Annotated in this window: 22 protein-coding genes and 1 tRNA gene; 3 read left to right on the plus strand and 20 right to left on the minus strand. The window is 69.9% G+C overall.

The features are described 5' to 3' along the window. Nucleotides 1–192 precede the first annotated feature (192 nt). The 9 genes from ACFWYS_RS33920 to ACFWYS_RS33960 all read right to left on the minus strand — a co-directional run bounded on the left by ACFWYS_RS33920 (nucleotide 193) and on the right by ACFWYS_RS33960 (nucleotide 5,164). Nucleotides 193–426 carry a hypothetical protein gene (locus ACFWYS_RS33920; RefSeq protein ID WP_003976229.1) on the minus strand — a complete coding sequence of 78 codons (234 nt, stop codon included), beginning with the start codon at nucleotides 424–426 and terminating at the stop codon, nucleotides 193–195. Between the two features lie 3 nt (nucleotides 427–429). Continuing rightward, on the minus strand, nucleotides 430–603 hold the full coding sequence (locus tag ACFWYS_RS33925; RefSeq protein WP_384777060.1) for a hypothetical protein: 174 nt from the start codon (nucleotides 601–603) through the stop codon (nucleotides 430–432). Nucleotides 604–868: 265 nt separating this feature from the next. After that, nucleotides 869–941 (minus strand) — tRNA-Ala (locus tag ACFWYS_RS33930). 78 nt (nucleotides 942–1,019) lie between these two features. Beyond that, a complete protein-coding gene (locus ACFWYS_RS33935) occupies nucleotides 1,020–1,691 on the minus strand; it encodes a histidine phosphatase family protein (protein ID WP_384777063.1) in 672 nt (223 codons plus the stop codon). Continuing rightward, nucleotides 1,688–2,134, minus strand: a complete 447-nt coding sequence (gene rsfS, locus ACFWYS_RS33940; protein WP_384777066.1) for a ribosome silencing factor — start codon at nucleotides 2,132–2,134, stop codon at nucleotides 1,688–1,690. The genes ACFWYS_RS33935 and rsfS overlap by 4 nt, the downstream gene beginning before the upstream one ends. A gap of 127 nt (nucleotides 2,135–2,261) precedes the next feature. Then, a complete protein-coding gene (locus tag ACFWYS_RS33945) occupies nucleotides 2,262–3,965 on the minus strand; it encodes a LytR C-terminal domain-containing protein (protein WP_384777069.1) in 1,704 nt (567 codons plus the stop codon). Between the two features lie 26 nt (nucleotides 3,966–3,991). After that, nucleotides 3,992–4,630 (minus strand): nicotinate-nucleotide adenylyltransferase, encoded by a 639-nt coding sequence (gene nadD, locus ACFWYS_RS33950; RefSeq protein ID WP_384777072.1) that lies wholly within the window; start codon nucleotides 4,628–4,630, stop codon nucleotides 3,992–3,994. A 77-nt stretch (nucleotides 4,631–4,707) separates the two neighbouring features. Further along, a complete protein-coding gene (locus tag ACFWYS_RS33955; RefSeq protein ID WP_272113170.1) occupies nucleotides 4,708–4,872 on the minus strand; it encodes a hypothetical protein in 165 nt (54 codons plus the stop codon). Between the two features lie 130 nt (nucleotides 4,873–5,002). Further along, on the minus strand, nucleotides 5,003–5,164 hold the full coding sequence (locus tag ACFWYS_RS33960; protein WP_272113171.1) for a hypothetical protein: 162 nt from the start codon (nucleotides 5,162–5,164) through the stop codon (nucleotides 5,003–5,005). A 137-nt stretch (nucleotides 5,165–5,301) separates the two neighbouring features. Here ACFWYS_RS33960 and ACFWYS_RS33965 point away from each other — a divergent pair, with 137 nt between their 5' ends. Beyond that, nucleotides 5,302–6,402, plus strand: coding sequence for a M48 family metallopeptidase (locus tag ACFWYS_RS33965; protein WP_384777077.1), 1,101 nt, complete (start codon nucleotides 5,302–5,304; stop codon nucleotides 6,400–6,402). Nucleotides 6,403–6,535: 133 nt separating this feature from the next. Here ACFWYS_RS33965 and ACFWYS_RS33970 read toward each other — a convergent pair whose 3' ends face one another. The 5 genes from ACFWYS_RS33970 to proB all read right to left on the minus strand — a co-directional run bounded on the left by ACFWYS_RS33970 (nucleotide 6,536) and on the right by proB (nucleotide 11,685). Further along, the gene (locus ACFWYS_RS33970) at nucleotides 6,536–7,618 is read right to left on the minus strand and encodes a hypothetical protein (RefSeq protein WP_384777080.1); all 1,083 of its coding nucleotides are present in this window, start codon (nucleotides 7,616–7,618) and stop codon (nucleotides 6,536–6,538) included. A 121-nt stretch (nucleotides 7,619–7,739) separates the two neighbouring features. Then, nucleotides 7,740–8,315, minus strand: a complete 576-nt coding sequence (locus tag ACFWYS_RS33975; RefSeq protein WP_384777083.1) for a hypothetical protein — start codon at nucleotides 8,313–8,315, stop codon at nucleotides 7,740–7,742. A 203-nt stretch (nucleotides 8,316–8,518) separates the two neighbouring features. Further along, nucleotides 8,519–9,805, minus strand: coding sequence for a glutamate-5-semialdehyde dehydrogenase (locus ACFWYS_RS33980; RefSeq protein WP_384777086.1), 1,287 nt, complete (start codon nucleotides 9,803–9,805; stop codon nucleotides 8,519–8,521). Between the two features lie 74 nt (nucleotides 9,806–9,879). Beyond that, nucleotides 9,880–10,335: a hypothetical protein gene (locus ACFWYS_RS33985; RefSeq protein ID WP_272113201.1), complete on the minus strand. Its 456-nt coding sequence runs from the start codon at nucleotides 10,333–10,335 to the stop codon at nucleotides 9,880–9,882. 222 nt (nucleotides 10,336–10,557) lie between these two features. Next, complete coding sequence (proB, locus tag ACFWYS_RS33990; RefSeq protein ID WP_384777089.1) at nucleotides 10,558–11,685, minus strand: glutamate 5-kinase; 1,128 nt, start codon at nucleotides 11,683–11,685, stop codon at nucleotides 10,558–10,560. A gap of 191 nt (nucleotides 11,686–11,876) precedes the next feature. On the opposite strand from proB, the gene ACFWYS_RS33995 reads away from it, so the two are divergent. Continuing rightward, a complete protein-coding gene (locus tag ACFWYS_RS33995; protein ID WP_384777092.1) occupies nucleotides 11,877–13,298 on the plus strand; it encodes a polysaccharide pyruvyl transferase family protein in 1,422 nt (473 codons plus the stop codon). A gap of 193 nt (nucleotides 13,299–13,491) precedes the next feature. Further along, nucleotides 13,492–15,546, plus strand: coding sequence for a hypothetical protein (locus ACFWYS_RS34000; protein WP_384777095.1), 2,055 nt, complete (start codon nucleotides 13,492–13,494; stop codon nucleotides 15,544–15,546). On the opposite strand, the gene ACFWYS_RS34005 is transcribed toward ACFWYS_RS34000, so the two are convergent. The 6 genes from ACFWYS_RS34005 to ACFWYS_RS34030 form a co-directional block, all read right to left on the minus strand. Then, nucleotides 15,515–16,741 (minus strand): glycosyltransferase family 2 protein, encoded by a 1,227-nt coding sequence (locus ACFWYS_RS34005; RefSeq protein WP_384777098.1) that lies wholly within the window; start codon nucleotides 16,739–16,741, stop codon nucleotides 15,515–15,517. The genes ACFWYS_RS34000 and ACFWYS_RS34005 overlap by 32 nt on opposite strands. Nucleotides 16,742–16,998: 257 nt before the next feature. Further along, complete coding sequence (locus ACFWYS_RS34010; protein ID WP_384777102.1) at nucleotides 16,999–19,116, minus strand: hypothetical protein; 2,118 nt, start codon at nucleotides 19,114–19,116, stop codon at nucleotides 16,999–17,001. 118 nt (nucleotides 19,117–19,234) lie between these two features. Continuing rightward, nucleotides 19,235–20,734, minus strand: coding sequence for an SDR family NAD(P)-dependent oxidoreductase (locus ACFWYS_RS34015; RefSeq protein ID WP_384777105.1), 1,500 nt, complete (start codon nucleotides 20,732–20,734; stop codon nucleotides 19,235–19,237). A 182-nt stretch (nucleotides 20,735–20,916) separates the two neighbouring features. Next, entirely contained in the window at nucleotides 20,917–22,110 is a 1,194-nt protein-coding gene (locus tag ACFWYS_RS34020; protein ID WP_384777108.1) for a hypothetical protein, read from the minus strand. A 90-nt stretch (nucleotides 22,111–22,200) separates the two neighbouring features. Continuing rightward, nucleotides 22,201–23,757, minus strand: coding sequence for an alkaline phosphatase D family protein (locus ACFWYS_RS34025; RefSeq protein WP_384777110.1), 1,557 nt, complete (start codon nucleotides 23,755–23,757; stop codon nucleotides 22,201–22,203). A 181-nt stretch (nucleotides 23,758–23,938) separates the two neighbouring features. Further along, entirely contained in the window at nucleotides 23,939–25,420 is a 1,482-nt protein-coding gene (locus ACFWYS_RS34030) for an FG-GAP-like repeat-containing protein (RefSeq protein WP_384777113.1), read from the minus strand. Nucleotides 25,421–25,665: the final 245 nt, after the last annotated feature.

The following is a 25,665-nucleotide window of genomic DNA, read 5'->3' on the forward strand; positions in this document are numbered from 1 at the left end:
ACACAACAGACCACCCCCCCCCCCACACACCACAAATATCCCGATCGAGAGCGCGCCCCCGCCACCCCCCCACCCCCCCCCCGCCCCCCCCCCCCCCCCCACCACCTACCCGCCGTTCGCTGCCCGGGGCGACACGAGCTACATCAGAACGGCGTCGAGTTGCCGCTGTCCGCCCTTATGGGACGGCGCGCGTCAAGCCGTGACGAAGGAATAGAAACGCTTGAGTGTGCAGTGCTCTTCGAGGAGGCGGCCGTAGATCGGTTCGCCCTCAAGTTCACGGTACGTCTCGATCGGGTCGCCTTTTATGATCAGCGCCCGCGCGCATTCCTCGCACCAGTACTGGTAGTCGGGGTTCACCGGTTCCATGTCACGGACGATCGGCGTACCGCTGCCGCACCAGTCGCACTTTCGCCTGTGTGCACCCATCGATCAGCTCCAGATGTGGCCGCAGGCCGTGCACACGTAGGAAATTCCGCCGTTGTCCCCGAGGAGCTGGGCGACATGGGCGGATCCGCAGGAAGGACAGCTGAGGCGGGTGATCGTGTCCCGTGTCAACGCTGCTTCGAAGAGGCGACCGACCTCTTCGAAGATGCTCGCAGGCATCACCACTCCCTCCCGTCGGGCCGCGCCCCCTTCCGGCCGTTTGATTCTGCCACGGCCGGACCAATACGGTCAGCGACGCCTCAGTACCAGTCCGGACACGGCAGCCTCCGCTGCCGTACGAACCGTGCGAACACGCACCCCAGAGCGCCTCCTGAGAGGTATACGCCCGCGAGGCCCGAGCGACTCAAGCCGGACCCGAACACTTTGCCGTATACCAGAAGATCCCGCCGATCGAAGCGATCGGCGGGATCTTGTTGTCTCGCTGTGGAGCTAAGGAGAATTGAACTCCTGACCTCCTGCATGCCATGCAGGCGCTCTACCAACTGAGCTATAGCCCCTGGTTCCTCCCCGCTCAGCGGGGCGAACAAGAAGAACTTTAGCCTGCGACCTGCCAGAAAGTGAAATCCGGGCCGGCGTCAGTCGTCGTCGCCCAGAACCGGTTCCGGCAGGGTGCCGGCGTTGTGCTCCAGCAGGCGCCAGCCGCGGGCGCCCTCGCCCAGGACGGACCAGCAGCAGTTGGTGAGTCCGCCGAGGCTCTCCCAGTTCCGGGGCTCCAGGCCGAGGAGGCGGCCGATGGTCGTACGGATCGTGCCGCCGTGGCTGACCACGACGAGCGTGCCGTCGTCGGGGAGCTTCTCGGCGTGCCGGAGCACGATGGGCGCGGCGCGGTCGGCGACCTCGGTCTCCAGCTCGCCGCCACCGCGGCGCACCGGCTCACCGCGCTTCCACGCGGCGTACTCCTCGCCGTACCTGGCGATGATCTCCTCGTGCGTCAGGCCCTGCCAGACGCCCGCGTAGGTCTCGCGCAGGCCCTCGTCGTGGGTCACCTCAAGGCCGGTGAGTCCGGCCAGCTCGGCGGCCGTGGAGGCGGCGCGCTGGAGGTCGGAGGCGATGATCGCGTCCGGCTTGAGGTTGACGAGCAGCCGCGCGGCGCGGCGGGCCTGGGAGATGCCCGCCTCGGTGAGGGCGACGTCGGTGGAACCCTGGAAGCGGCGCTCCACGTTCCAGGACGTCTGGCCGTGCCGCCACAGGATGACGCGGCGGCCCCGGCCGGCCTTGCCCGCGAGCACGTCGCCGCTGGTGCTCATCGCCACTCACCGCCCAGCTCGGCGGCCTCCTCGGCGGCCTTGAGCTCGGCGTGCTCCGCGGCCTTGCCGCGGGTGGCCTTGGCGTCGTCGGGCAGCTCCAGCTCGGGGCAGTCCTTCCACAGCCGCTCCAGGGCGTAGAAGACACGCTCCTCGCTGTGCTGGACGTGCACGACGATGTCGACGTAGTCGAGCAGGACCCAGCGGGCCTCGCGGTCGCCCTCGCGGCGCACCGGCTTGGCGCCGAGCTCCTTCTGGAGCCGCTCCTCGATCTCGTCGACGATCGACTTGACCTGGCGGTCGTTGGGCGCGGAGGCCAGCAGGAAGGCGTCCGTGATCGACAGGACGTCGCTGACGTCGTAGGCGATGATGTCGTGCGCGAGCTTGTCGGCGGCCGCCTGGGCGGCGGCGTTGACGAGCTCAAGGGAACGGTCGGTAGCGGTCACTGCAAGGCTTTCGATCGGCGGACACTTGGCTTCACTCGACCTCAAGGGTCTCACGGACCAGTGACAGCACCCCACGTGATTACCGGCTCACATGGGGTGGCCTGCGGTGATGTGCGGGCTGCGGCTGTCAGGACGAGGGTTCGTAGTCCTGTCCCAGGACCACCTGGACGTCGGCGTTCCCGGACACCTCACCCTTGGTGACCGCTCCGGCGGACAGGCCCAGGGTCTTGGCGACCTCGGTGGCGTTGTCCTTGTCGGCGGCGTCGGCGTACAGGACCTTCGAGGTGGCCGCGGCGGACGCCGTGCCGCCCTCCAGGAAGGTGAAGCCGCCGTTCAGCAGGACCACGCGGGCCTTGCCGGAGTTGTCCTTGACGCCGCTGGCATTGCGGACGGACACCCGGACGGCGGCGCCCTTGTCGGGGCTCTTGGCGGTGCCGCCGAGGACGTCCTTGACGACCTGGGCGCTCGCCTGGGCGCTGAGCGTGCCGTCGGCCTGGACCGGCAGCAGGGCCGTCTTGTAGTCGCCGCCCTTGGCGAGGTCGGCGAGCCTGGCGAGGAAGGCGCCGAGGTCCTTGTCGGTCAGCGGCGGCTCGATGATCATGCCGAGCGTCTGCACGGTGGTGGTCGCGCCCTGGGTGTCCGACGTCATCTTGCGCAGCACGGCCTGCATGACCTGCCCGAACCGCTGCAGCTGGGCGCTCTGCGCCTCGCCGGAGGCCTGGTAGGTGGCGTAGGCGACGGCCGTCTTGCCGCTGAGGGTCTGGGCCTTCCCCTTGCGGACGAGGGGTGCGCTGCCCTTGGACTTGGCGTCCGGGTCGGGCACGTCGGTGTCGGTGTCGACCTCGATGTTGCCGACCAGGTCGACGAGGTTCTGCAGATACGGGGTGTCCAGCCGCCAGGTGCCCTGGATCTCGGTGCCGAGGACGGTGTCGATCGCGTCGCGCGTGCCGGAGGAGCCGTCGTCGTCGACCGACTTGGCGAGGGTGGTCGTGGTGCCGTCGTCGCCGGACATGGCGAGGGAGTTGGGCAGCAGGACGGTCGTGCCCTGCTTGGTGGTGGTGTTGTCGACGAGCAGCGCCGTGGAGGTGCCGCCCTTCTTGGTGTTGTGCAGGTGTACGACGATCACGTCCCGCTGCTGGGCGCCCACGGCCGTGTCGGTGCCGGTCTTCTCGTCCGACGACGACAGTCCCGGCAGCTTCCCGGCGTACCAGAGGTAGCCGACGCCACCGACCGCGACGAGCGACAGCACGACCACGAGGGCGATCACACGCGCGCGTGCCCGTCGCCGGGCCTCCTCGCGGCGCTCGGTGCGGTTCTCGGTGAACTTCAGCCAGTCGATGACGTCCTCGGAGTCCTGGTCGGGCTCCTCGACGAAGGCGAACTGCTCGGTGTGGAAGTCGCGCCCCGCGCGGTCCTGGGTCAGGGGTTCCTCGACCGGCCCGGCCTGCTGCGGGATGTAGGCGGTCTGCTCGGCCACACGGTGCTGCTGACCGCTGGTGGCGGTACGGCCGTACGGGTCGTACGGCGGCGAGTGCGCGCCGCCCTGCTGCTGGTGGGTGCCGGTGCCGTACCCGTCGTAGGAGGGCGCGGCCGGCTGCCGGCCGGTGTCACCACTGCCGTAGGGGTCGTACGGCGGGACCGGCTGCTGTCGGCCGGTCGCGTACGGGTCGTAGCCGTACCCCTGCTGTGCGTAGGGGTCGTACTGCTGCTGCTGAGGCGGCTGCTGTTGCTGTACCTGTCGGTACACCGGCCGCCCGTACTCGTCGTATCCGACCAGTTCGTACTGGTCGGATCCGTGTCCTGCCGCCCCCGCGTCGTATCGGTCGTTCACCGGTAGCCCCTCTCGGCTCACTCGCCTCACTCGCCGCGGTACAGCTCACGTTTGTCGATGTAGCGCACGACTCCGTCGGGCACCAGATACCAGATGGGATCTCCCTTCGCGACTCTCGCGCGGCAATCGGTGGACGAGATGGCCAGCGCGGGAACCTCGACCAACGAGACTCCGCCTTCCGGGAGCCCGGGATCGTTGAGGTGGTGGCCGGGCCGGGTGACCCCGATGAAGTGCGCCAGGGAGAAGAGCTCCTCCGAGTCCCGCCAGGTCAGGATCTGGGCGAGGGCGTCGGCGCCGGTGATGAAGAAGAGGTCCGTGTCGGGGTTGAGCGCGCGCAGGTCGCGCAGCGTGTCCACGGTGTACGTCGGGCCGCCGCGGTCGATGTCGATGCGGCTGACGGAGAACTGCGGGTTCTCTGCGGTGGCGATGACCGTCATCAGATAGCGGTCCTCGGCCGGGGAGACATGCCGGTGGCTCTTCTGCCACGGCTGGCCGGTCGGTACGAACACGACCTCGTCCAGGTGATACCGCGCGGCGACCTCGCTGGCCGCGACCAGGTGGCCGTGGTGGATCGGGTCGAACGTTCCGCCCATGACGCCGATGCGGCGCTTGCCGGAGTTCGTCGGGCCGTTTCCGGGGCCGGTAGGCATGTCCTGCTCTCCCATGCGTGCAGACCCTACCGGCCCCGCCTGAGAGCTCCGGCCGACAGCCGTCCGGGCGGAGCGAGGGGACCGGCCGGGGCTCAGCGGTCGCGGTTGAAGCGGGTGGTGATCCACAGCAGGAGCAGCAGGATGATGAACGCGCCGCCGCCGGTGGCCAGGGGGCTGATGCTGTTGTGGTTGCCGCCGTGTTCCTCGCCCTCGGCGGCGAGGGTGACCAACTGGGCAGCTGCGCTGTGGAAGCTCATCTTCGGCGTGACCTATCGGTGTGGGCGGGATAAAGATGTCGGCTCATCGTAAGCGGGCGCCATGACGGCGATCACGCCGACTCCACCGTTGGGGCACCGCCGAGAACCGGTGGGGAACCTTCCCGGGGGCTCAGTCGTCCTTCCGCCTGTAGCCCCGCAGCAGGAACCACGCGGTCAGCACACAGCCCACGACCATCACGATCAGTACGACCCGGAGCAGATTTCCCGGCCCCTGCTGCTCGGCGGCCTTCGCGGCCTCGGTCAGCCAGTCGGCTGCGGGGTTGTGCTCCATGACGCGGAACTCCTTCGCTGTAGTGCCCGTCCACGGTAACTCCGCCTAGGCTGGGCTCTGCTTCGGGGGCGCAAAGGGCGGAACAAGGCTCCGCAAAGGGTCGGCAGAGAGCCATCCACACGCACTTGGGGGAAGACATGTCCGACGGCCACGAGCACAGCGGGCAGGAGAACGTACCCAGCAGGCAGCGCAGGCGTTTCCCGGGGATCTCCTCGCGTGCGTACGAGCACCCGGCCGACCGCTCGGCCCTGGTGGCCCTGCGCAAGCTCAGCGGCTTCGACACGGTCTTCAAGGCGCTGAGCGGTCTGCTGCCCGAGCGCAGCCTCAGGCTGCTGTTCCTGTCCGACTCCGTCCGGGTGTCGGACCAGCAGTTCGCGCACCTCAACGACATGCTGCGGGACGCCTGTTACATCCTGGACCTGGAGAAGGTCCCGCCGATGTACGTCAACCAGGACCCGGTGCCGAACGCGATGTGCATCGGCCTGGACGAGCCGATCATCGTGGTCACGACGGGTCTGGTGGAGCTGCTCGACGAGGAGGAGATGCGGGCGGTGATCGGCCACGAGGTGGGCCACGCCCTCTCCGGCCACTCGGTGTACCGCACGATCCTGCTGTTCCTGACCAGCCTCGCCGTCCGGATCGCCTGGATCCCGCTGGGCAACATCGCGATCATGGCGATCGTGACGGCGCTGCGGGAGTGGTTCCGCAAGTCGGAGCTCTCGGCCGACCGCGCCGGGCTTCTCGTCGGCCAGGACCTCCAGTCCTCGATGCGCGGCCTGATGAAGCTGGCCGGCGGCCACCATCTGCACCAGATGAACGTGGACGCGTTCCTGAAGCAGGCCGAGGAGTACGAGGCGGGCGGCGACCTGCGTGACTCGGTCCTGAAGATCCTGAACGTCCTGCCCCGCTCGCACCCCTTCACCACGGTCCGCGCGGCCGAGCTGAAGAAGTGGGCCGAGTCCCGGGACTACCAGCGGATCATGGACGGCCACTACCCGCGCCGTTCGGAGGACAAGGACACCTCCGTCACCGACTCCTTCCGCGAGTCGGCGTCCCATTACGCCAATCACGTGAAGTCCTCCAAGGACCCCCTGATGAAGCTGGTCACGGACATCGCCGGCGGCGCGGGCGATCTGGGCAGCCGGGTACGCCGGGGCTTCGGCGGTCCGGCGGCCAAGGAGGAGCCGAGGCGGGACACGACTGACGAGGGCGGCGGCGAGGGCGGCACCGAGAGCTGACCGACAGCCGACTGGACCGTGCGAGGGCTCGGAGGGGAGCGCAATACACCCGCCGACTCACCCTCTCGGCTCACACGCCCGGCTCACACACGCCGAGCTCAGACTCGCTCACACACCCGGCTACACGCCCGGCTCACACCTTCGGCTGGGCGCCCGTCGCCAGTGAGCCGCACAGTGCCGTCGCTCCGCCCGTGGCGTAGGGGTCCGTGCCCGCCGGGCCGCCTTCCTTCGCGGTCTGGCCCGCCAGCAGCGGGTGCAGGCGGTTCGTGGAGTCCTCGGCGCAGGACAGGGGGCCCGCCTGGACATAGGAGACGACCAGCTGGGCCTGGTGCAGACGCAGGTCCTCGCGGTCGAAGCGGAAGTGCAGCTCCCGCCGCACCGTGAACAGCGACGCCTCGGGCACCTTCTCGCCGGCACCGGCCCGCACCGCCCTCAGGGCATATACGAACGTGTGGTCCCCGGTGACCTCAAGGGTCGCGGAGTCGGTCTCGGCGGCCTGGAGCGTGCCCTGGACCCGGACCCCGCGATCGGCCAGCTTCGCCTGAGTGGGGTCGAAGCGAACCAGCCACCCGGTCGGCGCGTGCCGCCCGTCCGCGGCCGGCTGCCTGAAGCTCTGGTCGAACTGGTCCAGTTGATCGGGGTCGAGCAGCACCCGGACCGGCCGGACCTGGTCCCCGGTGAGCACCTCCGGATACAGCGCGGACCGCACGATGTAGTCCTTCGCGATGCTCAGCGCGGTCGTCACCTGGCTGTCCGAGAAGTGCGCGGTACGCCGCGCGGCCGGCAGCGGTATGCCCTCCGCCCCGATCCGGAACTGCGCGGCCGGGCTGTGCGCGTACAGCTGGTCGGGGTCGGCCGCCCCGGGCACCTCGCCCTCCGGGGCGAGCGGGATGACGGTCATCCGCAGGGGTTCGGCGGGCGGCCCGGAGCCGGCGGGGCTCTGGTAGGGATGCCGCACCCCCATGTAGATCGCCGTACCGAAGGCCACGGCGATCAACAGGACGAGGATCAGTGCTTGCCGGGACAGTCCCCGGCGCAGCGGTGGACGGCGCCGTACAGCGGGCGCGTGGTCGCTCAGGCGCTCCTGCGCGGAGAACTCCTGGAGGCGGGCAGCGCGCACGAACGACTCGTCGAACACGACGGATCGGTATTCGTCCTCTCCACCTCCGGGGCCGCCCTCGGGTGCCCCCTCGGGTGGGTCCGCAGGCCCTCCCATATCTTCAGGGTAGGTCGCCGGAAGCCCCGGTAAACGCCCTGGTACACGACAAGTTCTGACAGGTTCTCACCAGGATGGTCACGCTGCGCTCAGCAAGGCTCAGGCCTTGGATCAGGCCCGTTCAGGGCGTGCGCGGGGTCGCCGGGACGGCCGGCGGGGAGTACTCGGCGGAGACGGAGGGGGCCGCTCCGCTGCCCTGTTCCAGCCCGGTGGACGCGGGTGGCGGGACCTGGTCCCGGCTGCCGGAGGAGGCGCCGCGGTAGACCGCCGCGAAAGCGAGCGCGACCATGCCGATGCCCATCACCACGGCGAGCACCCAGGCGACGGGACGATGCCAGCGGACCTGCTTGCCGTATGTGCCCGGGGCGCCGTAGCGGCCTTCGAGGTCGTCCGTGTCGTCCAGATCGTCCAGCTCGGGATCATGGCCGAAACCGGCGCGGTCGTTGGGGCCGTACCCCTCGCCGTACCGCTCGCCCCGGCCGTGTGCCCGGCGCGCTTCCGCCTCGGAGGCCTCCGCTCTCGCCTGGGCGGCGGCCAGGAGGCGCTCGACGGCGGTCGGCTCGTGCACCACGGCCGCCTGCACGAAGGCCTCGTCGAAGACCACGGAGGCGAACTCTTCGTCCGACACCCCGCGGTCGTGGTCGTCGTCGGGCTCCCAGCCGTCAGGGAACGGCGTGCCCCCCACGTCCTCCGGCACGGGATCCAGAGTAGTCGTGGGGGGTCAATTTGGGCAGACGGTATGGAAATTCATCTGCCTTGTGAGACGTCTCTTGTGGGCCAGGGCCCCGGGGCACGGATGCAGCAGGGGGCGCGTGTCGGACGCATATGCCCTGGCCGCGCGCCTGGCGCCCCCGATGTCCTTGGAGGCGCCCCGTTCACTCGCGCGAGAGGCGGCGCGGCTCAGCGCCGTACGTGCCCGTCCCCGGTGACGATGTACTTCGTGCTGGTCAGCTCCGGCAGCCCCATCGGGCCGCGGGCGTGCAGCTTCTGCGTGGAGATGCCGATCTCGGCGCCGAAGCCGAACTGGCCGCCGTCGGTGAAGCGGGTGGAGGCGTTCACCGCGACGGTCGTGGAGTCGACCAGCTGGGTGAAGCGACGGGCGGCCTGCTGCGAGGTGGTGACGATGGCCTCGGTGTGGCCGGAGGTCCACAACCGGATGTGCTCGACGGCCCTGTCCAGCGAGTCCACGACCGCGGCGGCGATGTCGTACGAGAGGTACTCGGTCTCCCAGTCCTCCGCCGTGGCCTCGACGACGGTGGCCTCGGAGTCCTTGGCGTACGCCATCACCCGCTCGTCCGCGTGCACGGTCACGCCGGCCTCCGCGAGGGCGTCCAGGGCGCGCGGCAGGAACTCGGGGGCGATGTCCTGGTGGACGAGGAGGGTCTCGGCGGCGTTGCAGACGCTGACGCGCTGGGCCTTGGAGTTGATCAGGATCTCGATCGCCATGTCGAGGTCGGCGTGGGCGTCGACGTAGACATGGCAGTTGCCGGTGCCGGTCTCGATCACGGGGACGATCGACTCGGAGACGACGGTCTGGATCAGCGAGGCGCCGCCGCGCGGGATCAGTACGTCGACCAGGCCGCGGGCCCGCATCAGCTCGCGCACGCTCTCCCGGCTCTCGCCGGGCACCAGCTGCACGGCGTCGGCGGGCAGCCCGGCCCCGCCCACGGCGTCGCGGATCACCCGGACGAGCGCGCTGTTCGACTCGTACGCCGAGGCCGAGCCGCGCAGCAGCACGGCGTTGCCGGACTTCAGGCAGAGGGCGGCGGCGTCCACGGTGACGTTCGGGCGGGCCTCGTAGATGATCCCGACGACGCCCAGCGGAACGCGGACCTGGCGCAGGTCGATGCCGTTGGGGAGGGTGGAGCCGCGGACGACCTCGCCGACCGGGTCGGGCAGCGCGACGACGTCCCGCACGTCGGAGGCGATGGTGCGCACGCGCTCCGGCGTCAGGGTCAGCCGGTCGATGATCGCTTCGCTGGTGCCGGCCTCGCGGGCTTTGGCGATGTCCTTGGCGTTGGCCTCGACGATCTCACTCGTCCGGACCTCCAGGGCGTCCGCGATGGCGAGCAGCGCGTCGTCCTTCTCGGCCCGGGGCAGCGGGGCGAGGTCGGCGGCGGCGGCCTTGGCGCGGTAGGCGGCCTGGGTGACCGGGGTCATGGAGTCGTACGGCGAGAGCGAGGTCATGCAAAGAAGGGTAGTGCGCCCGCGACGGCGGTCCAGCGTTCATTTCACACCCCGAGACAGACCCGCGGGGGCGCTCAGTAGGGGTGGATACCGACCGGAGTCGCCGGTGCCGGTCCGTAACCCTCGGCGATCCGCTGGTGGTAGGTCTCGCGGTCGATGACCTCCAGGCCGACGATCTCCCAGGGCGGCAGGCCCGCGGTCTGCCGGTGCTCGCCCCACAGGCGCAGGGCGACGGCGGCCGCGTCGTGCAGATCGCGGGCCTCTTCCCAGTAGCGGATCTCGGCGTGGTCGTTGGCGTACCTGCTGGTCAGCAGAAAGGGGTGGTCGTGGGCCAGCTGTTCGAGGGCGCGCCGCACCTCCTTCAGCGGGGCCTCCTGACCGGAGACGCTGAGGGTGACGTGCCACAGGCGAGGCAGGTCCTTGGGCTCCTCGTAGCGGTCGCCGGCCGCGACGCTCGTCAAGGCGCGCTCCTCACCGGCCGCACGGGACGAGGCCCCACCGGCACTGCGGGACGCCGTCCCAGGGCGCACTCGTCTCACGACGGCCTCCTTTACGCAGTGACCGACTCGGGGTCGTGCGGAATGTGTCCCTGAGACAAAGTTGAGCAGGCCGCAAGAGCTCGCGGGGCGGTTTTGCGGAACGTCCACCTCAGGGCGACATCGGAAGCGGGGCGTTCCCCCCGTTTTCGGCCGGATCAGCCTCGGGGCTCCTTCAGGGATCCCGCATGCAGCCCCTCAGGCATCAGGACTCCCTCAGGACCCCAGGATCACCAAGTCGTCCCGATGGACGACCTCGCGCTCGTACTCCGCCCCCAGCTCCCGGGCCAGCTCCCGGGTCGAGCGCCCGAGCAGTTGGGGAATCTCCTTGGCGTCGAAGCTGACGAGCCCGCGTGCGACCGCGTGGCCGGTGCTGTCGCGCAGCTCGACCGGGTCGCCCGCGCTGAACTCGCCCTCGACGGCGGCGATTCCGGCCGGGAGGAGGGACTTGCGGCCTTCCACGACCGCCCGGACCGCGCCGTCGTCCAGCGTGAGCGAGCCCTGGGGCGTGGAGGCGTGCTGGAGCCACAGCAGCCGGTCGGCGGAGCGCTTGCCGGTGGCGTGGAAGTAGGTTCCGGTGTCGCCGCCGGAGAGGGCGTCGGCCGCGTGGATCGCGCTGGTCAGGACGACGGGGATGCCGGCGGCTGCGGCGATCCGGGCCGCCTCGACCTTGGTCACCATGCCGCCGGTGCCGACGCCGGCCTTGCCCGCGCTGCCGATCTCGACGTGCGCGAGATCCTCCGGTCCCCGCACCTCCGCTATCCGCGAGGTGCCCGGCTTGCTGGGGTCGCCGTCGTACACGCCGTCCACGTCGGACAGCAGCACCAGCAGATCCGCCCGTACGAGATGGGCGACCAGCGCGGCGAGCCGGTCGTTGTCGCCGAAGCGGATCTCGTCGGTGGCGACGGTGTCGTTCTCGTTGACGATCGGGAACGCGCCCATCGCGAGGAGCTTGTCGAGGGTGCGCGAGGCGTTGCGGTGGTGGACGCGGCGGCTCATGTCGTCGCTGGTCAGCAGCACCTGGCCGACGCGGACGGCGTAGCGCGCGAAGGAGGCGGTGTAGCGGGCGACCAGGAGACCCTGGCCGACGCTGGCGGCGGCCTGCTGGCGGGCCAGGTCCTTGGGGCGGCGCCGCAGCCCCAGCGGGGCGAGCCCGGCCGCGATGGCGCCGGAGGAGACCAGGACGATCTCCCGCTCCCCGCCGCTGCGGCCCTTGGCGAGGACGTCGACCAGCGCGTCGACACGGTCCGCGTCCAGGCCGCCGGACGCGGTGGTCAGCGACGAGGAGCCCACCTTGACGACGACCCTGCGGGCCTCGCGCACACCCTGCCTTGCCCCTGCCACCTGTGCTCTTCCCCCTCGCGCGAATGCCGGTTGCCTGCCCCGAAATCTACGCGAAGCGGATCGGGTGGCGCGCATCGGTCCAGCCCCCGGACAGTCGCCGCGTGACGATTCGCTCACGCTTTGCGTACGGCAAAAAGGTTGTACTCGTTGCTTATGGATATCAACTATTCAGTGAACTTAAGTTGAACATCGTGTCACCCACCGCACCCACAGCCCCCACGGCTCGTCGCGCACAGCGCATACTCCTCCGCTCGGGGAAGAGCCCCTACGACGTCGTCCCGGTGGAGGAGGCCCTGCACCGGGACGTCATCGCCACCAACTCCGGCAACCTGATCTTCAGCGACGCCACGCACAAGATCCTGGAGACCCCGCACACCGAGGTCGTCTCGAACGGCATCCGCACCGACGTCTCGGCGGCGGGCCGGATCAACGAGGAGTACGACGCGTTCGTCGTACCGCTGGCCAACGCGTTCCGGCCCTCGTTCGAGGCACAGCTGAAGCGGCTGACGCGGCTCATCAGCAGGCTGCGGATCCCGGTGGTCGTGGTGGGGGTCGGCGCGCAGACCGGGCTGAGCTACAACGCGGCGCGGCTGAAGGCCATCGAGCCCTCCGTGCGCGCGTTCGTCTCCGCGGTGCTCGACCGCAGCGCCTCGATCGGGGTGCGCGGCGAGTTCACCGAGACGTATCTGAAGGACCTGGGCTTCCGGGACGTCGAGCTCATCGGGTGCCCGTCGCTGTTCATGTACGGCAAGGAACTCGCCGTCACCAAGCGGGAACCGGCGCTCACCCCCGGCTCCCGGATCGCGGTCAACGGCTCGCACAGCGCGGTGCGGTCACAGGGCCTGGACCGAGTCGTCACCCGGGCCCACGCGCGCTATCCGCACCTGCGTTTCATCGGCCAGAACCTGAGCGACGCACGGCAGTTGCACTGGCGGGACCTGTCCGAGCCGAACGGCCGGGTGACGGCGATGCCGACGCACCCCGACCACCCGATGTACCGGGAGGACAAGGTCCGCGTCTACATCGACCCGGTCACCTGGATCGACGACCTGCGCACCTTCGACTTCTCCTTCGGCTCCCGCATCCACGGCAACATCGCCGCGCTGCTCGCGGGCACACCGGCGACCGTGCTGTGCGGCGACTCACGGACGCTGGAGCTGTGCCGCTACTTCGACATCCCGCACCGCCGGATCGACCGGCTGCCCGAGGACCTGGATCCGGCGTCGCTGTACGAGGAGGCCGACTTCGGTGCCCTGACGGGCGGCCACCAGGAGCGGTTCGAGCGGTTCACGGCGTTCCTCGACCGGAACGGCCTGCAGAACACGTTCACTCACGGCGACGGCGGCGCCGCCTTCGAGAAGCGCCTGCGGTCCCTGTCCTTCCCACCGAGCATCCGCCCCTGGAACGACGCCGACCTCGCCTCACTGACCACCCGCTTCGGCTGGCTGCAGAGCCGCATCACGGAACTCGACGCGGACAACGACCGCTTGAAACGCGAACTGACCCGCACCACCAAGGCGGGCTCGGCGCTCCCGGCGGCATCCGTCTACCGCCGAGCACGCCGAGCAGTGGGCGGCCCGATCCGCCGGGCGCTGCAATCAGGGCGGCAGTAGAACGCCTTGAAGGGGCGCGGGGCTGCATCGATATGCGGCTCCGCCGCGTGGGCGCGACCAGCCACAACGCACCCGCAGACAACCCACGACCCATCCCGGCTCTCCCAGCGGAGCGTCACGTGCGTGTCGTCTGGAGGCAGCCGCGCGTTAACCCGGGCGCACGAAGTCCCACCGCGACCTTGGAGTGACGCAGTTGCCCACACCCCTGCCCCGCATCCCGGCAAGAGCCCTCGTCACGGCTCTCCTAGCGGCAGCGTTCTGCGCCCAGGCCGTCGCGGCCCTGCGTCCGCACGTCCCGCTGCTGCTCGCCTCGACGGTCGTGTCCCTGGCCGTCGAGGGCATGCTGTACCGCTGGCACCGGGGTGTGCTGTCGGCGTTCGCCAAATCGCACGCGGACATCACCGTGCGCCATGTGCTGCGGGACCTGCTGCTGGTCGTGGCCCTTCTACGGCTCGGCGAGCAGCACCGGGAGACGCTGTACACCCCGCTCGTCGCGGGCCTGCTCGGCTTCTACGCGCTGCACTGCGCGATCCAGGCGCTCTCGGTGCTGGTCCGCCGCACCCGCACCCTGCCGGTGGTCACCCGCAACATCGACGCCTCCGCGCTGCGCCTGTCCCCCGCCCCACCTGTCCTGCTGCGCCGCCCCGGCGACCGTCTGCTCGCCTTCGGTCTCCCCGCCACGGCGGGCCTGCTCACCACGGCGGCCACCGACGACCCCCGCTGCGCGGCCCTCGGCATCGCACTGTCCCTGGGGCTGGCCCTGCTGGGCCTGTACGACCTTGTCGTACGGCTGCTGCCGAGCCGTCGCCCGGCGAGCGAGCGCGAGGCACTGGAGTGGCTGGACGCCTGGCTGGCGGAGTACCGGCCGACGGCCGGGCTGTACTTCTCCGGCGGCGCCTCCTCGGCGTACCAGGCGAACATGTGGCTGGAGCCGCTCGCACAGCTGGAGGGCCGTCCGCTGATCGTGCTGCGGGAGCGGTTCATGGTGCAGAAGATCGCGCCGACCGACGTGCCGATCCTCTGTCTGCCGAAGGTCTCCACCCTGATGCGCCTGGAGCAGTCCTCGCTGCAGGTCCTCATCCACCCCTCGAACTCGGGCAAGACCTCCCAGGTCCTGCGCATCCCCACGCTCAAGCACACCTTCGTCAACCACGGCGAGAGCGACAAGCTGTCGTCCTGCAACCCGTACGCGAAGGCGTACGACGAGGTGTGGGTGGCCGGTCCTGCGGCGCGTGAGCGCTATGCGACGGCCGAGGTCGGCGTCGAGGACAAGGACGTCGTGGAGATCGGCCGCCCGCAGCTGGACGCCGTACGGCCGTACGCGGGTCCGCCCGCCGGGGCCGGACGCCGCACGACCGTTCTGTACGCGCCGACCTGGGAGGGCTGGGACGGCAACCCCGGCAACACCTCGGTGGTGGACGCCGGCGAGAACCTCGTGCGGGCGCTGCTCGCGGACCCGGGTGTACGGCTGCTGTACAAGCCGCATCCGCTGACGGGCTCGGTGGATCCGCGGGCGGGGGCGGCCGATCTGCGGATCCGGGAGCTGATCCGGGCGGCGAACCGGGAGCGGGCGGGTGAGCGGCCACGCGAGACCGGGGAACTCGCCCTGCGTACACGGGAGTTGGACCGTCTCACCACGATCGCCGTGCGTGCGAGGGCCGATCAGGTCGAGCGGATGCTGCTCCAGGGGGCGCCGGAGCCGGGGCGGGCGGCGGCGGTGGCGGCGGCCACGGCGGCCTGGGAGGAGGCGTACTGGGCCTCGCTGCCGGAGGGCGAGCACCAGATCGTCACCGATGTCCGGCCCACGCTCTACGCCTGCTTCAACGTGGCCGACCTGCTCATCAGCGATGTGTCGAGCGTGATCAGCGACTTCCTGGCGAGCGGGAAGCCGCACGCCGTGGCGAACACCAGCGGTCTCGCGGAGGACGTGTTCCGCAAGGCCTTCCCGACCGTGCGCGCGGCGACCGTGCTGGCGCCGGACGCGGCCGGGATGCCGGAGCTGCTGGACACGGTCCGGCACCCCGAGAAGGACCGGCTGGTCCAGGCGCGGGCGGAGTTGAAGCGGCACCTGCTGGGGCCGGACGAGCCGACGTCACAGGTGCGCTTCAACGAGGCGGTACGGGCGCTGTGTTCGGCGGCGCTGGAGCACCGGGCGCGGATGGCGGAGCGGCTCGCGGCCGAGCTGCCCGCCGAGATCCCCGATCAGCGCCGGTCGGTCACGCGGCAGCAGCCCGCCCGCCCGGCGTAGCCCCGCCGGAGGACCCCAGCACCCGGCGCGCCTTGCGCACCGCACGCCGCAGGAACGAGTCCGCGCCGCCCTCCCGGTACCCGGGGAAGGCGCGGGCCTCGCGCGGTCCGGCGAGGTAGACCGAGTCCGGTATCCCCGCCGCCGCGTCCCGGAAGTACGGGTAGGCGAGGTAGACACGGCGGCCCTTCTTCTCCAGGAGGGCCGCCGCCTGCTTCTTGGCCTTGACGAACTCCACGACGGGCAGCAGGAGATCGGCGCGCTGCTCGGCGACGAGGTGCAGCCGCAGGCGCTCCTCGACCTTGAGGCGGCGGGCGATGGACGGGGTCCAGTGGGCGTCCATGAGGGGCTTGGCCAGCTCCAGCTTGTGCTTCCTGACCTTCTCGCTGTCCTTGGCGTACTTGGGCCCGAACTGCGGCAGCAGGGTGATGAGGAACGGGCGGAGCATCAGCAGGTCGCGCCGCTCGCCCGCCGGCAGGTGCTCGGCGATCAGGTTCATCAGGGCGCGCGCGGAGTCGAAGCGCAGGGAGTAACCGCCGCTCTTCGTCACATGCTTGCCGTCGTCGCGGCCCACCAGGTAGTAGCAGGTGTAGTCGGCGACCACGGAGACGCCGTCGGCCCGCAGATAGGCCTCCATCGTGAACAGCGCGTCCTCGCCGGTCCACAGGGACTCGTCGAAACGCATGTGATGCCGCGTCAGCAGCTCGCGGCGGAACAGCTTCTGCGCGCTCAGCGTGAACTTGATGTTGGAGGAGAAGACGTCGGTCCGGTCCAGCGTCTTGCCCCACATCGACTTGGGCGCGGTGCGGTTGACGCCCTCGACGCGGCCGAGCACCACGTCCGTGCCGTTCTTGTCGCCCATCGCGACCATGCGCTCCAGGGCCTCGGGGCCCAGCCGGTCGTCGGCGTCCAGGAAGAAGACGTAACGCCCGGTCGCCTTGCCCAGGCCGACGTTGCGCGGCCCGCTCGGGCCGCCCGAGTTCTCCTGCCGGATCACGGTCACCGGCATGGCCACGCGGGCCGCGAACTCCTCCAGGCACTCCCCCGTACCGTCCGTCGAACCGTCGTCGACGGCGATGACCTCGATGCGCCCCGGGTCGATGGTCTGCGCCTCGACGGAAGCAAGGCACTCGACCAGGTACGGCATCGCTTCGTACGCCCCGATGATCACAGTCACATCAGGCTGCGTGACGGTCACGTTTCCCCCTTGTCAATGGGATATTTCCCCCGTATCAGCTCATTCGCTATCTGGTAGACGGCTGTGCGATGCAAGCGGTTGCCTCACCGCACCCGTTTGGTGAGCCAGATCACAAAAGGGAACTGACATGGAGTCACGCTATTCGGGCAACGTAAGAGACCCACTAGAAGCAATACGGCCATACACGAAAACGGCGCGGCCCCCGAGGATTCGCTCCTCGGGGGCCGCGCCGTTCGTCCCGCTGATGAACTCGCGGGTCAGGCGGTCACATCGTCCTCCGCAGCCGACACCCGCGGCGCGGGTACGGCGGCCAGTTCGGCCTCGGCGGCTCCGGCCGCCGCCCGTGACTCCTGGCCGACATTGCGCCGGTCGGCCTTGGTCGCGAGGTTGGCCACCGCGGTGTTGAACTGCTCGATGGACGTGGGCTCGTCGGGGCCGAGCAGGTACCGCTTGAGGTCGCCCCGGTCCTCGGCCAGCGGGTCCCCGGCCGGGTCCCGTACGGCGCCCAGCAGCTCGCCCAGCTCGGCCGCGCTGTTGGACAGGATCGTCGCGGCGCGCACGGCCGTGTTCTGCCGCTTGAACTCCTCCACGCCCAGCTCGGCGGAGTCGGTGACGGCGTACGGCTTGCCGCTGGCGATGAAGTCGGAGACCACGCTGGAGATGTCCGAGACCATCGCGTCGGAGACGTTGAAGCAGTCGTACAGACGCGGCTCGGCGCCGGTGATGACGCGGTGCTCGTGGCCGCCGAAGGAACGCCAGTACGCGGTGTTCCACTCGGCGCGCAGCCGGGCGACCTCCTCGTGCCGGGCGACGTCGACCAGCCCGTCACGGGTGGCCTCGGCCTCGTCGCCACCGCCGTTGCCCTTGCCGCCCTTGCCCTTGCTCTTGCCGGACAGCTCGGCGAGGCGGGCCTCGATACGGGCGAGCTCGGCCTTGGCGGCGCTCTGCGCGGCGCTGTCGGCCTGGAAGCGGGAGTCGGTGGCACGCTCGGTGGCGGCCTGCTCTACCAGGGCCACGATCCGGCGGTGCGCGGCGCCGGCCTCCTTGCTGACGGTGCCGGTGAACGGGTGCGGCTTGTACAGGACGCGGACCGGCGGGTCGGCCTTCACCAGCTTCTTCACGATGTTCTCGCCGGCCAGCACGATCGAGGTGTTGCCGGGGTTGCCGTCCCAGCCCTCCCAGGTCGGGGCGTACAGGACGGTCGGGATCCGGCCCTCGGGGACACCGCTCCAGCCCTGGATCGGCGCCAGCTGCGGGCGGCCGACCTCGACGATGTCGTCGTCGCGGACGCCGACGTCGGCGATGGCGTAGCGGTCGCGGCCCGCGCGGCCGGCGGTCCACACCTCGTCGTAGACCTTGCTGTACGGGTTGACGCTGGCCAGCTTGTCGCTGTCGCCGTGGCCGATGAAGACGTGCTTCATGGTCGGGACACGCAGCAGGTGGATGTTCTTGCCGACGTTCGCGGCGTAGAGGGCGACGCGCACGTTGGTCAGGTCCAGGTTCATCAGGTGCACACCGCCGGGCACGCAGATGACGGGGACCGTGGTGGGCGCCAGGTTGTTCAGGATGACGCGCTCACGCAGGATGATCAGCGGCTTGGAGTCCAGCTGCTCCATGGTCTCCAGCCACATGTTGACCTGGTACGCGGAGTCCTTGGAGCCGGAGAAGTACAGCACCGTCTCGGGGCGGTACTCGCGCAGCCAGTCGTCCACGGCGGCCAGCACGGTCTCGGCGTTCGGCGGGACCTTCCTGCCGCGCACGTACGGCACGAGCGCGATGACGTACAGGCAGCCCAGGCCCACGGTGACGCCGATGCCGATGAAGCCGGGCACGGCCGACTCCAGGGCCGCCGAGACGAGGATGCCGGCGACGGCCGCGAGGTCGAGGTGCAGCATCTTCTCGGCGGAGCGGTGCAGCAGCCGGCGCGGCGGGGCGTCCGGGATGCGGATGCGCGAGGCGAGGTCGATGTTGCGGGTGGCGACCGGCATACGGCGGCGGTTGCGGATCAGGGTGACCAGCGCGCCGTGCGGGGCCTGGAGGCCGTAGAAGGCGATGAAGCAGGCGATGGCGCCGTAGTAGATCAGGTCGTCCGCGAAGCCGAGCCGGGCCAGCAGCAGGATCAGCAGCAGCTGACGGATCAGGAAGCGGATCGACAGACCTGCCCGCACCTTGCTCAGGCGATTGACCAGATAGCTGCCTCTGCGGTGCAGATAGTGGTCCGCCAGGTACGTCACGGCGGCCGCGGCCGCGAAGGCGGGGACGCTCGGGACGAGCGCGGCCAGCATGAGCGCCGGGAAGCCCAGGATCATGAGGGCCGCCGCGGCCAGCTCGGCCGGGCTGCCCACCCGGGCGACGCGAATAGCGGTGGATATCACGGAGAACCTGCTCAGGGAGAGGGGCCGGTCTGACGGGGGGAAGGACTCAGGCCCCTGTGAATTCTCCGTGAACGAAGAACCGCAGAGGCCTGAATTCCATAAGGCTATTAAATCTTGATTATGCCATGCCGTCCTGGCGGTCCAGAACACTGGCCAGCGCCTGCTCGAAGCCGGACGCCTTTCCGGCCGCCGCCGTCGGGTCCTGCTGGCGGACGTCGATGACATGGCCGGTCAGCTCGGAGAGCAGCACGTCGAGCGAGGTCCGGGCCACGGCCTCGGAGGAGAGCAGGCTGCCCGCGGGCTCCTGGCCGAAGGCCTTGGTGCGCATCGGGGTGGCGGTGCGCTCCGGGTTGATGCAGTTGACGCGGATGCCGTCGCCCGCCCACTCGTCGGACAGGGCCTGGGTGAGGTTCACCATGGCGGCCTTGGTCGAGGAGTACAGGGAGTACTCGGCGCGACCGCGGGTGTAGCTGCTGGAGGTGTACAGCAGCAGCTGGCCCTTGGTCTCGGACAGGTACTTGTACGAGGAGCGCGCGATCTGCACCGGGGCGAGGTAGTTGACCTTCAGCGCCTCCTCGATGGTGGCGTTGTCGGTCTCGGCGAGCTTGCCGATGCGCAGGACGCCGGCGGTGTTGACGACGTAGTCGATCCGGCCGGTCTCGGCGTACGCCTTGGACAGCGCGTCGTCGACCTCCTCCGGGTTCTCCACGTGGGTGCCGGTGGTGGAGCGGCCCAGCGCGTACACCTTGGCGCCGTAGGACTCGGCGAGTTCGGCGATGTCCTTGCCGATGCCGTAGCTGCCGCCGAAGACGACGAAGGTCTTGCCGGTCAGCAGCTCGCGGTAGGCCTCCTCGCTCACCTGCTCGGGAGTGGCGGTGGAGGCCAGCTGGAAGAGCTTGTCGGCGATGAAGACGTCGACGGGCTGGGTGACCTTCATGTTGTACTCGTCGCCCGCGACGACGTGGATCGGCACGTCCGGCAGGTACTTGAGCACGACCGAGCAGTCGTCCGTGGCCTGGAAGTTGGGGTCACCGGCGGCGACCTCGTAGGCCCGCTTGATCGTGGACAGCTTGAAGGCCTGCGGCGTCTGGCCGCGGCGCAGCCGGGAGCGGTCCGGGATCTCGGTGATGAACTCGCCGTCCTCGCCGTGCGTGCGCGTGACGATGATGGTGTCCGCGGACGGGATGGCGACGTCGACGGCCTGGAAGCGCTCCAGGGCGACCACGCAGTCGTCGATCACACGCTGTGACAGCAGGGGGCGTACGGCGTCGTGGAACAGGACGTTCAGGTCCTCGCCCTCGGCCAGGCCCTCGCCGAGGGCGTCGATGGCGCGCTCGGTCGTCTCGTTTCGCGTGGAGCCGCCTTCGATGATCTTCTTGACCTTCGTGAACCCGGCCTTGGCGACGATCTTCTCGATGTCCGGTACATAACCGGGCGCCATCAGCACGATGACGTCGTCGATCGAGTCGGCCTTCTCGAAGGTGGTCAGCGTGTGCTCGATGACTGCCTTGCCGGCGATCTTCAGCAGCTGCTTGGGGATCGACAGACCCACCCGCTGACCGGTGCCACCGGCCAGGATCACTGCGGTGGTACGGGGCTTGGCTATGTGCTGGGACACAGGTGACCTACCTTGTGGCGACTGGGAACGCGGAAATGGTCCCACTTGGGGTTACCGCAGTGCAAGGTGAGCGTCCCCGGCTGCATATGTGCGCGCAACCTGTCATTCACCTTGTACGCATGGTCATTGCGAGAGGCCCTCCGGATGCCTCGGGCCATTGCTGTGAGTAACGGCACAGGGGTTCAGCGCAGCCGCAGCCGCTTGAGACAACGGTGGCCGAGTACCCGCACCAGCTCCATGGAAGACGTCTGGTGAACGGTGCGCGATCTGGCGCCCGCGGTGTGCCGTACGGGCGCGGCGGCGGCTGCGGCGAGGGCTCCGTAGAGCGCCTGGGCGGCGGTCTCGGGGGCGATGCGCGGTTCCCCCTCGGTACGGGTCGCGGGCTTCTGCGTTTCGGACAGGAGCCGCAGGTCCCCCAGGATCCGCACCCCGCTTGCGCCGATACGCTCCGCGATCTCCGCACCGATCTCGGCGGCGGCCTCGACGGCCCACCGCGGAGTACCGATCTTCACGTCGCCGGGACCGGGGGTGCACGTGTTCTTCATATGCATCACGGCGCCGTTCCGGATCAGCTGTGAATAGAGCTCCGCGGGCAGTTCATTGGCGCGGAATTCCTTATTAAGATTCCGCAGCATTTCGGTCTCGGCGAGGGTGAGAGAGCGATTCGCCGCGTCCGGAACGGGACGCAGCAGCCCCGAGGGCAGCCCGAGCAGTGTCTCGAAGGTGCGCAGCAGCCCCGCCCGGTCCCGGTCGTCCACCACGACGACGGTGACCCGCTCCGCCCCGACCACCCCGGCCCACCGCTCGACGAGCCGGTCATGCCGGTGCCGGCGCCAGAAGCTGGGGTTGGGCTTGTCGTACGGCGGCTTTCTGAGCATGTGCTCCAGCCAGTCCTCGTAGCCCATGCGCAGACCGTTCTGCACGTACTGCTGCCACTGGGACGGCATGATGCGCGCCAGCGGGCGCAGTGTGACCAGGATGTGGACCCGGTCGCCGCCGAGCTGTCCGACGATCCGCCCGATCGTCCCGTCGTCGGGGGCGTCGGCGAAGAACTCGCTGCTGATCACCGAGGTCCGCCGGCCCGTGGCGCGCACCCGCTCCAGCAGCCGTTCCCAGTGCCGCTCGGTGGGCTCGACGTCGCCCATCATGCCGGTGCACGCGCAGGCGGCGAGGACCGCTTCCATGGGGTGCCGGGTGGTGGCCGGCCACTCGACGCCGTGCCGTGCCATCTCATCCCTCGCCTCGAACAGCGCGCTCTGGATCGAGGTGGTGCCCGTTTTGTGCGGGCCGATGTGCAGCAGCCGGGTCCCGGCGGGCAGCGGGGTGATCACGCCGCCGTTGTCCGGGAGTTCGTCTCTCGTACAGTCCGTCTCCATGGTCAGAGGACGGTAAGAGCGCTCCCTGAGACTGTGCTGAGAGTGACCTGGGACAGGGATGAGTCCCAGGTCACTGTCGCCGGTCGCGGGCTACACGACCTCGACGCCCGGTCGGCCCGCCTCGACCCTCAGCCGCGCCAGCGTGCTGTGCGTGGCCGTCGGCTGCCGGACCGTGTCCACGATCCGCACCTGCGCGTCGATGCCGTCGCGGCTGATGTCGAAGAGGTGGTAGCCGCAGTGGGCGTCGATCAGCTTCCAGTGCGGGTTGTCCGGCATGCGCGGGTCCCACTCGGCGTGGAAGGCCGCGTGGTCCCGGTCGCCGCTGCTGGAGATGGACGTACCGACGAACTCGGCACCGACGACGGCCGAGTCCGGGTCGGCGAAGTCCGCCTTGAGGTCGCTGATCATCGTCAGATGGCGGTCGCCGCTGAGGACGACGGGGTTGCGGATGTCCGCGAACTCCGCCATCAGCTCGTTGCGTTCGACCTGGTAGCCGTCCCAGGCATCGTAGTACCAGAGCTTGCCCTCGCCGACGAGGAGGTCGGTCTCGGCCATCATGATCTGCGAGGCGATGAGGTTCCAGCGGGCGGGCGAGTCGTGCAGCCCGTCGAGCAGCCACTGCTTCTGCTGGGCGCCGAGCATGGTGAGCGCGGGGTCCTGGGCCGCTTCCTGGCTGGTCACCTGGTCGCTGCGGAACTGGCGGGTGTCGAGGACGTTGAGGCGGACGAGGCGGCCGAACTCCAGGCGGCGGTACATCTGGATGTGCGGGCCGTTCGGGATGGCGGTGGCGCGGACCGGCATGTGCTCGTAGAACGCCTGGTAGGCCGCCGTCAGCCGGGCCACGAAAGCGTCGTGCGGCTGCTTGTCGGGGTCCTGCGGGATCTCCCCGGCCCAGTCGTTGTCGACCTCGTGGTCGTCGAAGGTGACCACCCAGGGGGTGTTCGCGTGCATCGCCGCGAGGTCCGGGTCGGTGCGGTACTGGGCGTAGCGGTTGCGGTACTGGACCAGGCTGTACGGCTCCCCCGTGCCCTCGTGCCGGCGCACACCCGTCGCCGACGGTGTGGACTCGTAGATGTAGTCGCCGACGAAGAGGACGAAGTCGGGGTCCTGGGCCAGCATGTCGGCGTACGGCGTGAAGTAGCCGTGCTGCCAGTTCTGGCAGGAGGCCAGCGCCGTGCGCAGTTGGCCGACGGAGCTGTGCGGGTGGGGGGCGGTGCGGGTACGGCCGATCGGCGAGAGCTGGCTGCCGACGCGGAAGCGGTACCAGTACGTACGGCCCGGACGCAGGCCCCGTACGTCCACGTGCACGCTGTGCCCCAGTTCGGGACGGGCCTGGGCGACTCCGCGGCGCACGATCTTTCGGCACCGCTCGTCCTCCGCGAGCTCCCACTCCACCCGCACCACGCTGTCGGGCATCCCACCCCCGTTGAGCGGGTCCGGGGCGAGTCTCGTCCACAGCACGATGCCGTCCGGGAGCGGATCACCGGAGGCGATGCCCAGGCTGAACACCCCGTCGGGCACCGGGGTTTCGGCGGCCCGGGCGGTACCTGGAAGCCACAGTTCGGCGGAGGCCACAGCTCCGAGGGTAGCGGCGGCGGTCAGAAAGCGACGTCGGTCGGGCGATACGAATCCGGAAGCTCCGGTCATCTGCTAACTCCCTTGCCTCGCTGGCCTCTTGGACACGTGCAAGCTCATGCAGCGGGACGGTCCAGTCACTGAACTGAAGTCATCGCATGCATGACAAATAGGCAGACAACAGAAGACCCGCTGCACACGGGAACAACGGGATGAACGGGATCTTGTCGCAACGGGTCTCGTACGCGGACTTTCAGTCGGCGAACTCCGAGCCGAACCTGGCGTTCGTACCGTCGGTTCCGAGGTACGTGGTTCCGAAGGCGCCGGTGGCGTTCGGCGTCACTATGCGTACCGGGCCGGACTTGAAGTGCCAGATGAATCCGGAGCCGCCGTTCTCCCCCGGCGCGCCGACGGCCACATCGGCCAGCCCGTCGCGGTCGGAGTCGCCCAGGTGCACGGCCTCGCCGAACACGTCGCCCTTCTCGGCGGCACCGGGCACATCGCCGGTGTCCTGAGTGACGGTCCGGGCGCCGACGCCGGTCAGCCCGGTGGCGCTGCCGTTCAGGACGACGACCGCACCCGCGTCGGCGACCGATCCCAGGTCCTCGCCGGGCACACCGGTGAGTACGTCGGGGAAGCCGTCACCATTGACGTCGCCGATCCGGACGTCGGTGCCGAAGCGGTCGCCCTTCTCGGCGGTGCCGGGCACTCCGGCGCTGTCCTGGTTGAGGAACACGGCCCTGACGCCGTCGGGTCCCTCGGGGGTGCCCGGGATCCAGGCGACGCGACCGCCCTTGACGTGCGGGTTGTCGAGGTCGCTTTCGTGTCCGTCGACGGCACGGCCCACGACGATGTCGTCGTAGCCGTCCTGGTCGATGTCACCGACGTCGAGGTTCTCGCCGCCCTGGAGACCGGCGCCGTCGATGTCGTACACCAGCGTGTACGGCGTGAGCCCCGCCCTGGTGCCGTACCAGTACACGACCCGGCGGGAGTCGAACCAGTCGCCGCTGCGCTCGGCGGCCACGACGTCGGTGATGCCGTCGCCGTTGAGGTCACCGGCGGCCAGGTCCAGGACGCGGCTGTCGTAGGCGTCCTTCACGATCTGCTCGCTCCCGTGCGAACCGTCCCGCCCGAAGGGGCCCTTGAGGACGCGCAGGTCGTGCTCGTTCTGCACGGTGACCACGTCGGCCGCCCCGTCCCCGTCGACATCGGCGACCGTGAGACGGCCCGGGGCGCCGAGCCGGTCGAGGGCGCTCTTGCCGGTGACCACGGAGGAGGCCCCCGACAGCCCGCCGGCACCGCCCCAGACGACCTGGACATAACCGGAGTCGGTACCCCCGGAGTCCGTGTCCTCGCCGCCGACCCCCACGACGAGGTCGGCGTACCCGTCCCGGTCGAGGTCGCCCGTGGTGAGCGCGCTGCCGAACCGGTCGCCCTCCTCCGCGGTGCCCGGCACGCCCGCGCTGTTCTGCGTGAACACCTTCCGGGCGCCGGTGACCCACCCGTACCGGGTGCCGTAGCGCACGGCGACGAACCCGGCCTCCGCCTTGCCGCCCACGGTCGCCGAGGGCGCCGCGACGGCCAGATCGGCGTAGCCGTCACCGTTGAAGTCGTCGCGGGGCCGCTCGCCGCCGGGCGCGGCCGGACTCGCGGCGCTGACGACAGGGACCGTCACCGCACCGGCGGCGAGCGCGATGCCGGTGACGAGGACCAGGTGTCTTCGCAGGGTAACCACATCAACTCCAGGAATCTGAAGGGCGGTTGGAGCGCGACGAGGACCAAGATCCGCATCACGCCGCCCAGTACGACTCACCGGGAGGCGAGGAGGTTGCTCTGGAGTGTGCCGTGATTTTCCCGGACGTTCACCATTTCGGCCGATGTTGCGAGGGGGCGCCGACGACCACTTCCCGGCGCCGGTTCGCACGTTTCAGCCCGTCCGGCGTTTGAGGACAAGGCCCCTTCAGGGCCGAAGCGGGGGCC

Source organism: Streptomyces sp. NPDC059010 (genome assembly GCF_042740355.1).
In the GTDB taxonomy this organism is placed as follows: domain Bacteria; phylum Actinomycetota; class Actinomycetes; order Streptomycetales; family Streptomycetaceae; genus Streptomyces.

Excerpts from the sequence above, each read along its gene's own strand:
- ACFWYS_RS33960 (WP_272113171.1), bottom strand. The coding sequence starts at position 5,164 with ATGGAGCACAACCCCGCAGCCGACTGGCTGACCGAGGCCGCGAAGGCC.
- ACFWYS_RS33935 (WP_384777063.1), bottom strand. The coding sequence starts at position 1,691 with ATGAGCACCAGCGGCGACGTGCTCGCGGGCAAGGCCGGCCGGGGCCGC.
- ACFWYS_RS33970 (WP_384777080.1), bottom strand. The coding sequence starts at position 7,618 with ATGGGAGGGCCTGCGGACCCACCCGAGGGGGCACCCGAGGGCGGCCCC.
- ACFWYS_RS33965 (WP_384777077.1), top strand. The coding sequence starts at position 5,302 with ATGTCCGACGGCCACGAGCACAGCGGGCAGGAGAACGTACCCAGCAGG.
- ACFWYS_RS33955 (WP_272113170.1), bottom strand. The coding sequence starts at position 4,872 with ATGAGCTTCCACAGCGCAGCTGCCCAGTTGGTCACCCTCGCCGCCGAG.
- ACFWYS_RS33925 (WP_384777060.1), bottom strand. The coding sequence starts at position 603 with ATGCCTGCGAGCATCTTCGAAGAGGTCGGTCGCCTCTTCGAAGCAGCG.
- ACFWYS_RS34025 (WP_384777110.1), bottom strand. The coding sequence starts at position 23,757 with ATGACCGGAGCTTCCGGATTCGTATCGCCCGACCGACGTCGCTTTCTG.
- nadD (WP_384777072.1), bottom strand. The coding sequence starts at position 4,630 with ATGGGAGAGCAGGACATGCCTACCGGCCCCGGAAACGGCCCGACGAAC.
- ACFWYS_RS33920 (WP_003976229.1), bottom strand. The coding sequence starts at position 426 with ATGGGTGCACACAGGCGAAAGTGCGACTGGTGCGGCAGCGGTACGCCG.
- ACFWYS_RS34020 (WP_384777108.1), bottom strand. The coding sequence starts at position 22,110 with ATGGAGACGGACTGTACGAGAGACGAACTCCCGGACAACGGCGGCGTG.
- ACFWYS_RS33980 (WP_384777086.1), bottom strand. The coding sequence starts at position 9,805 with ATGACCTCGCTCTCGCCGTACGACTCCATGACCCCGGTCACCCAGGCC.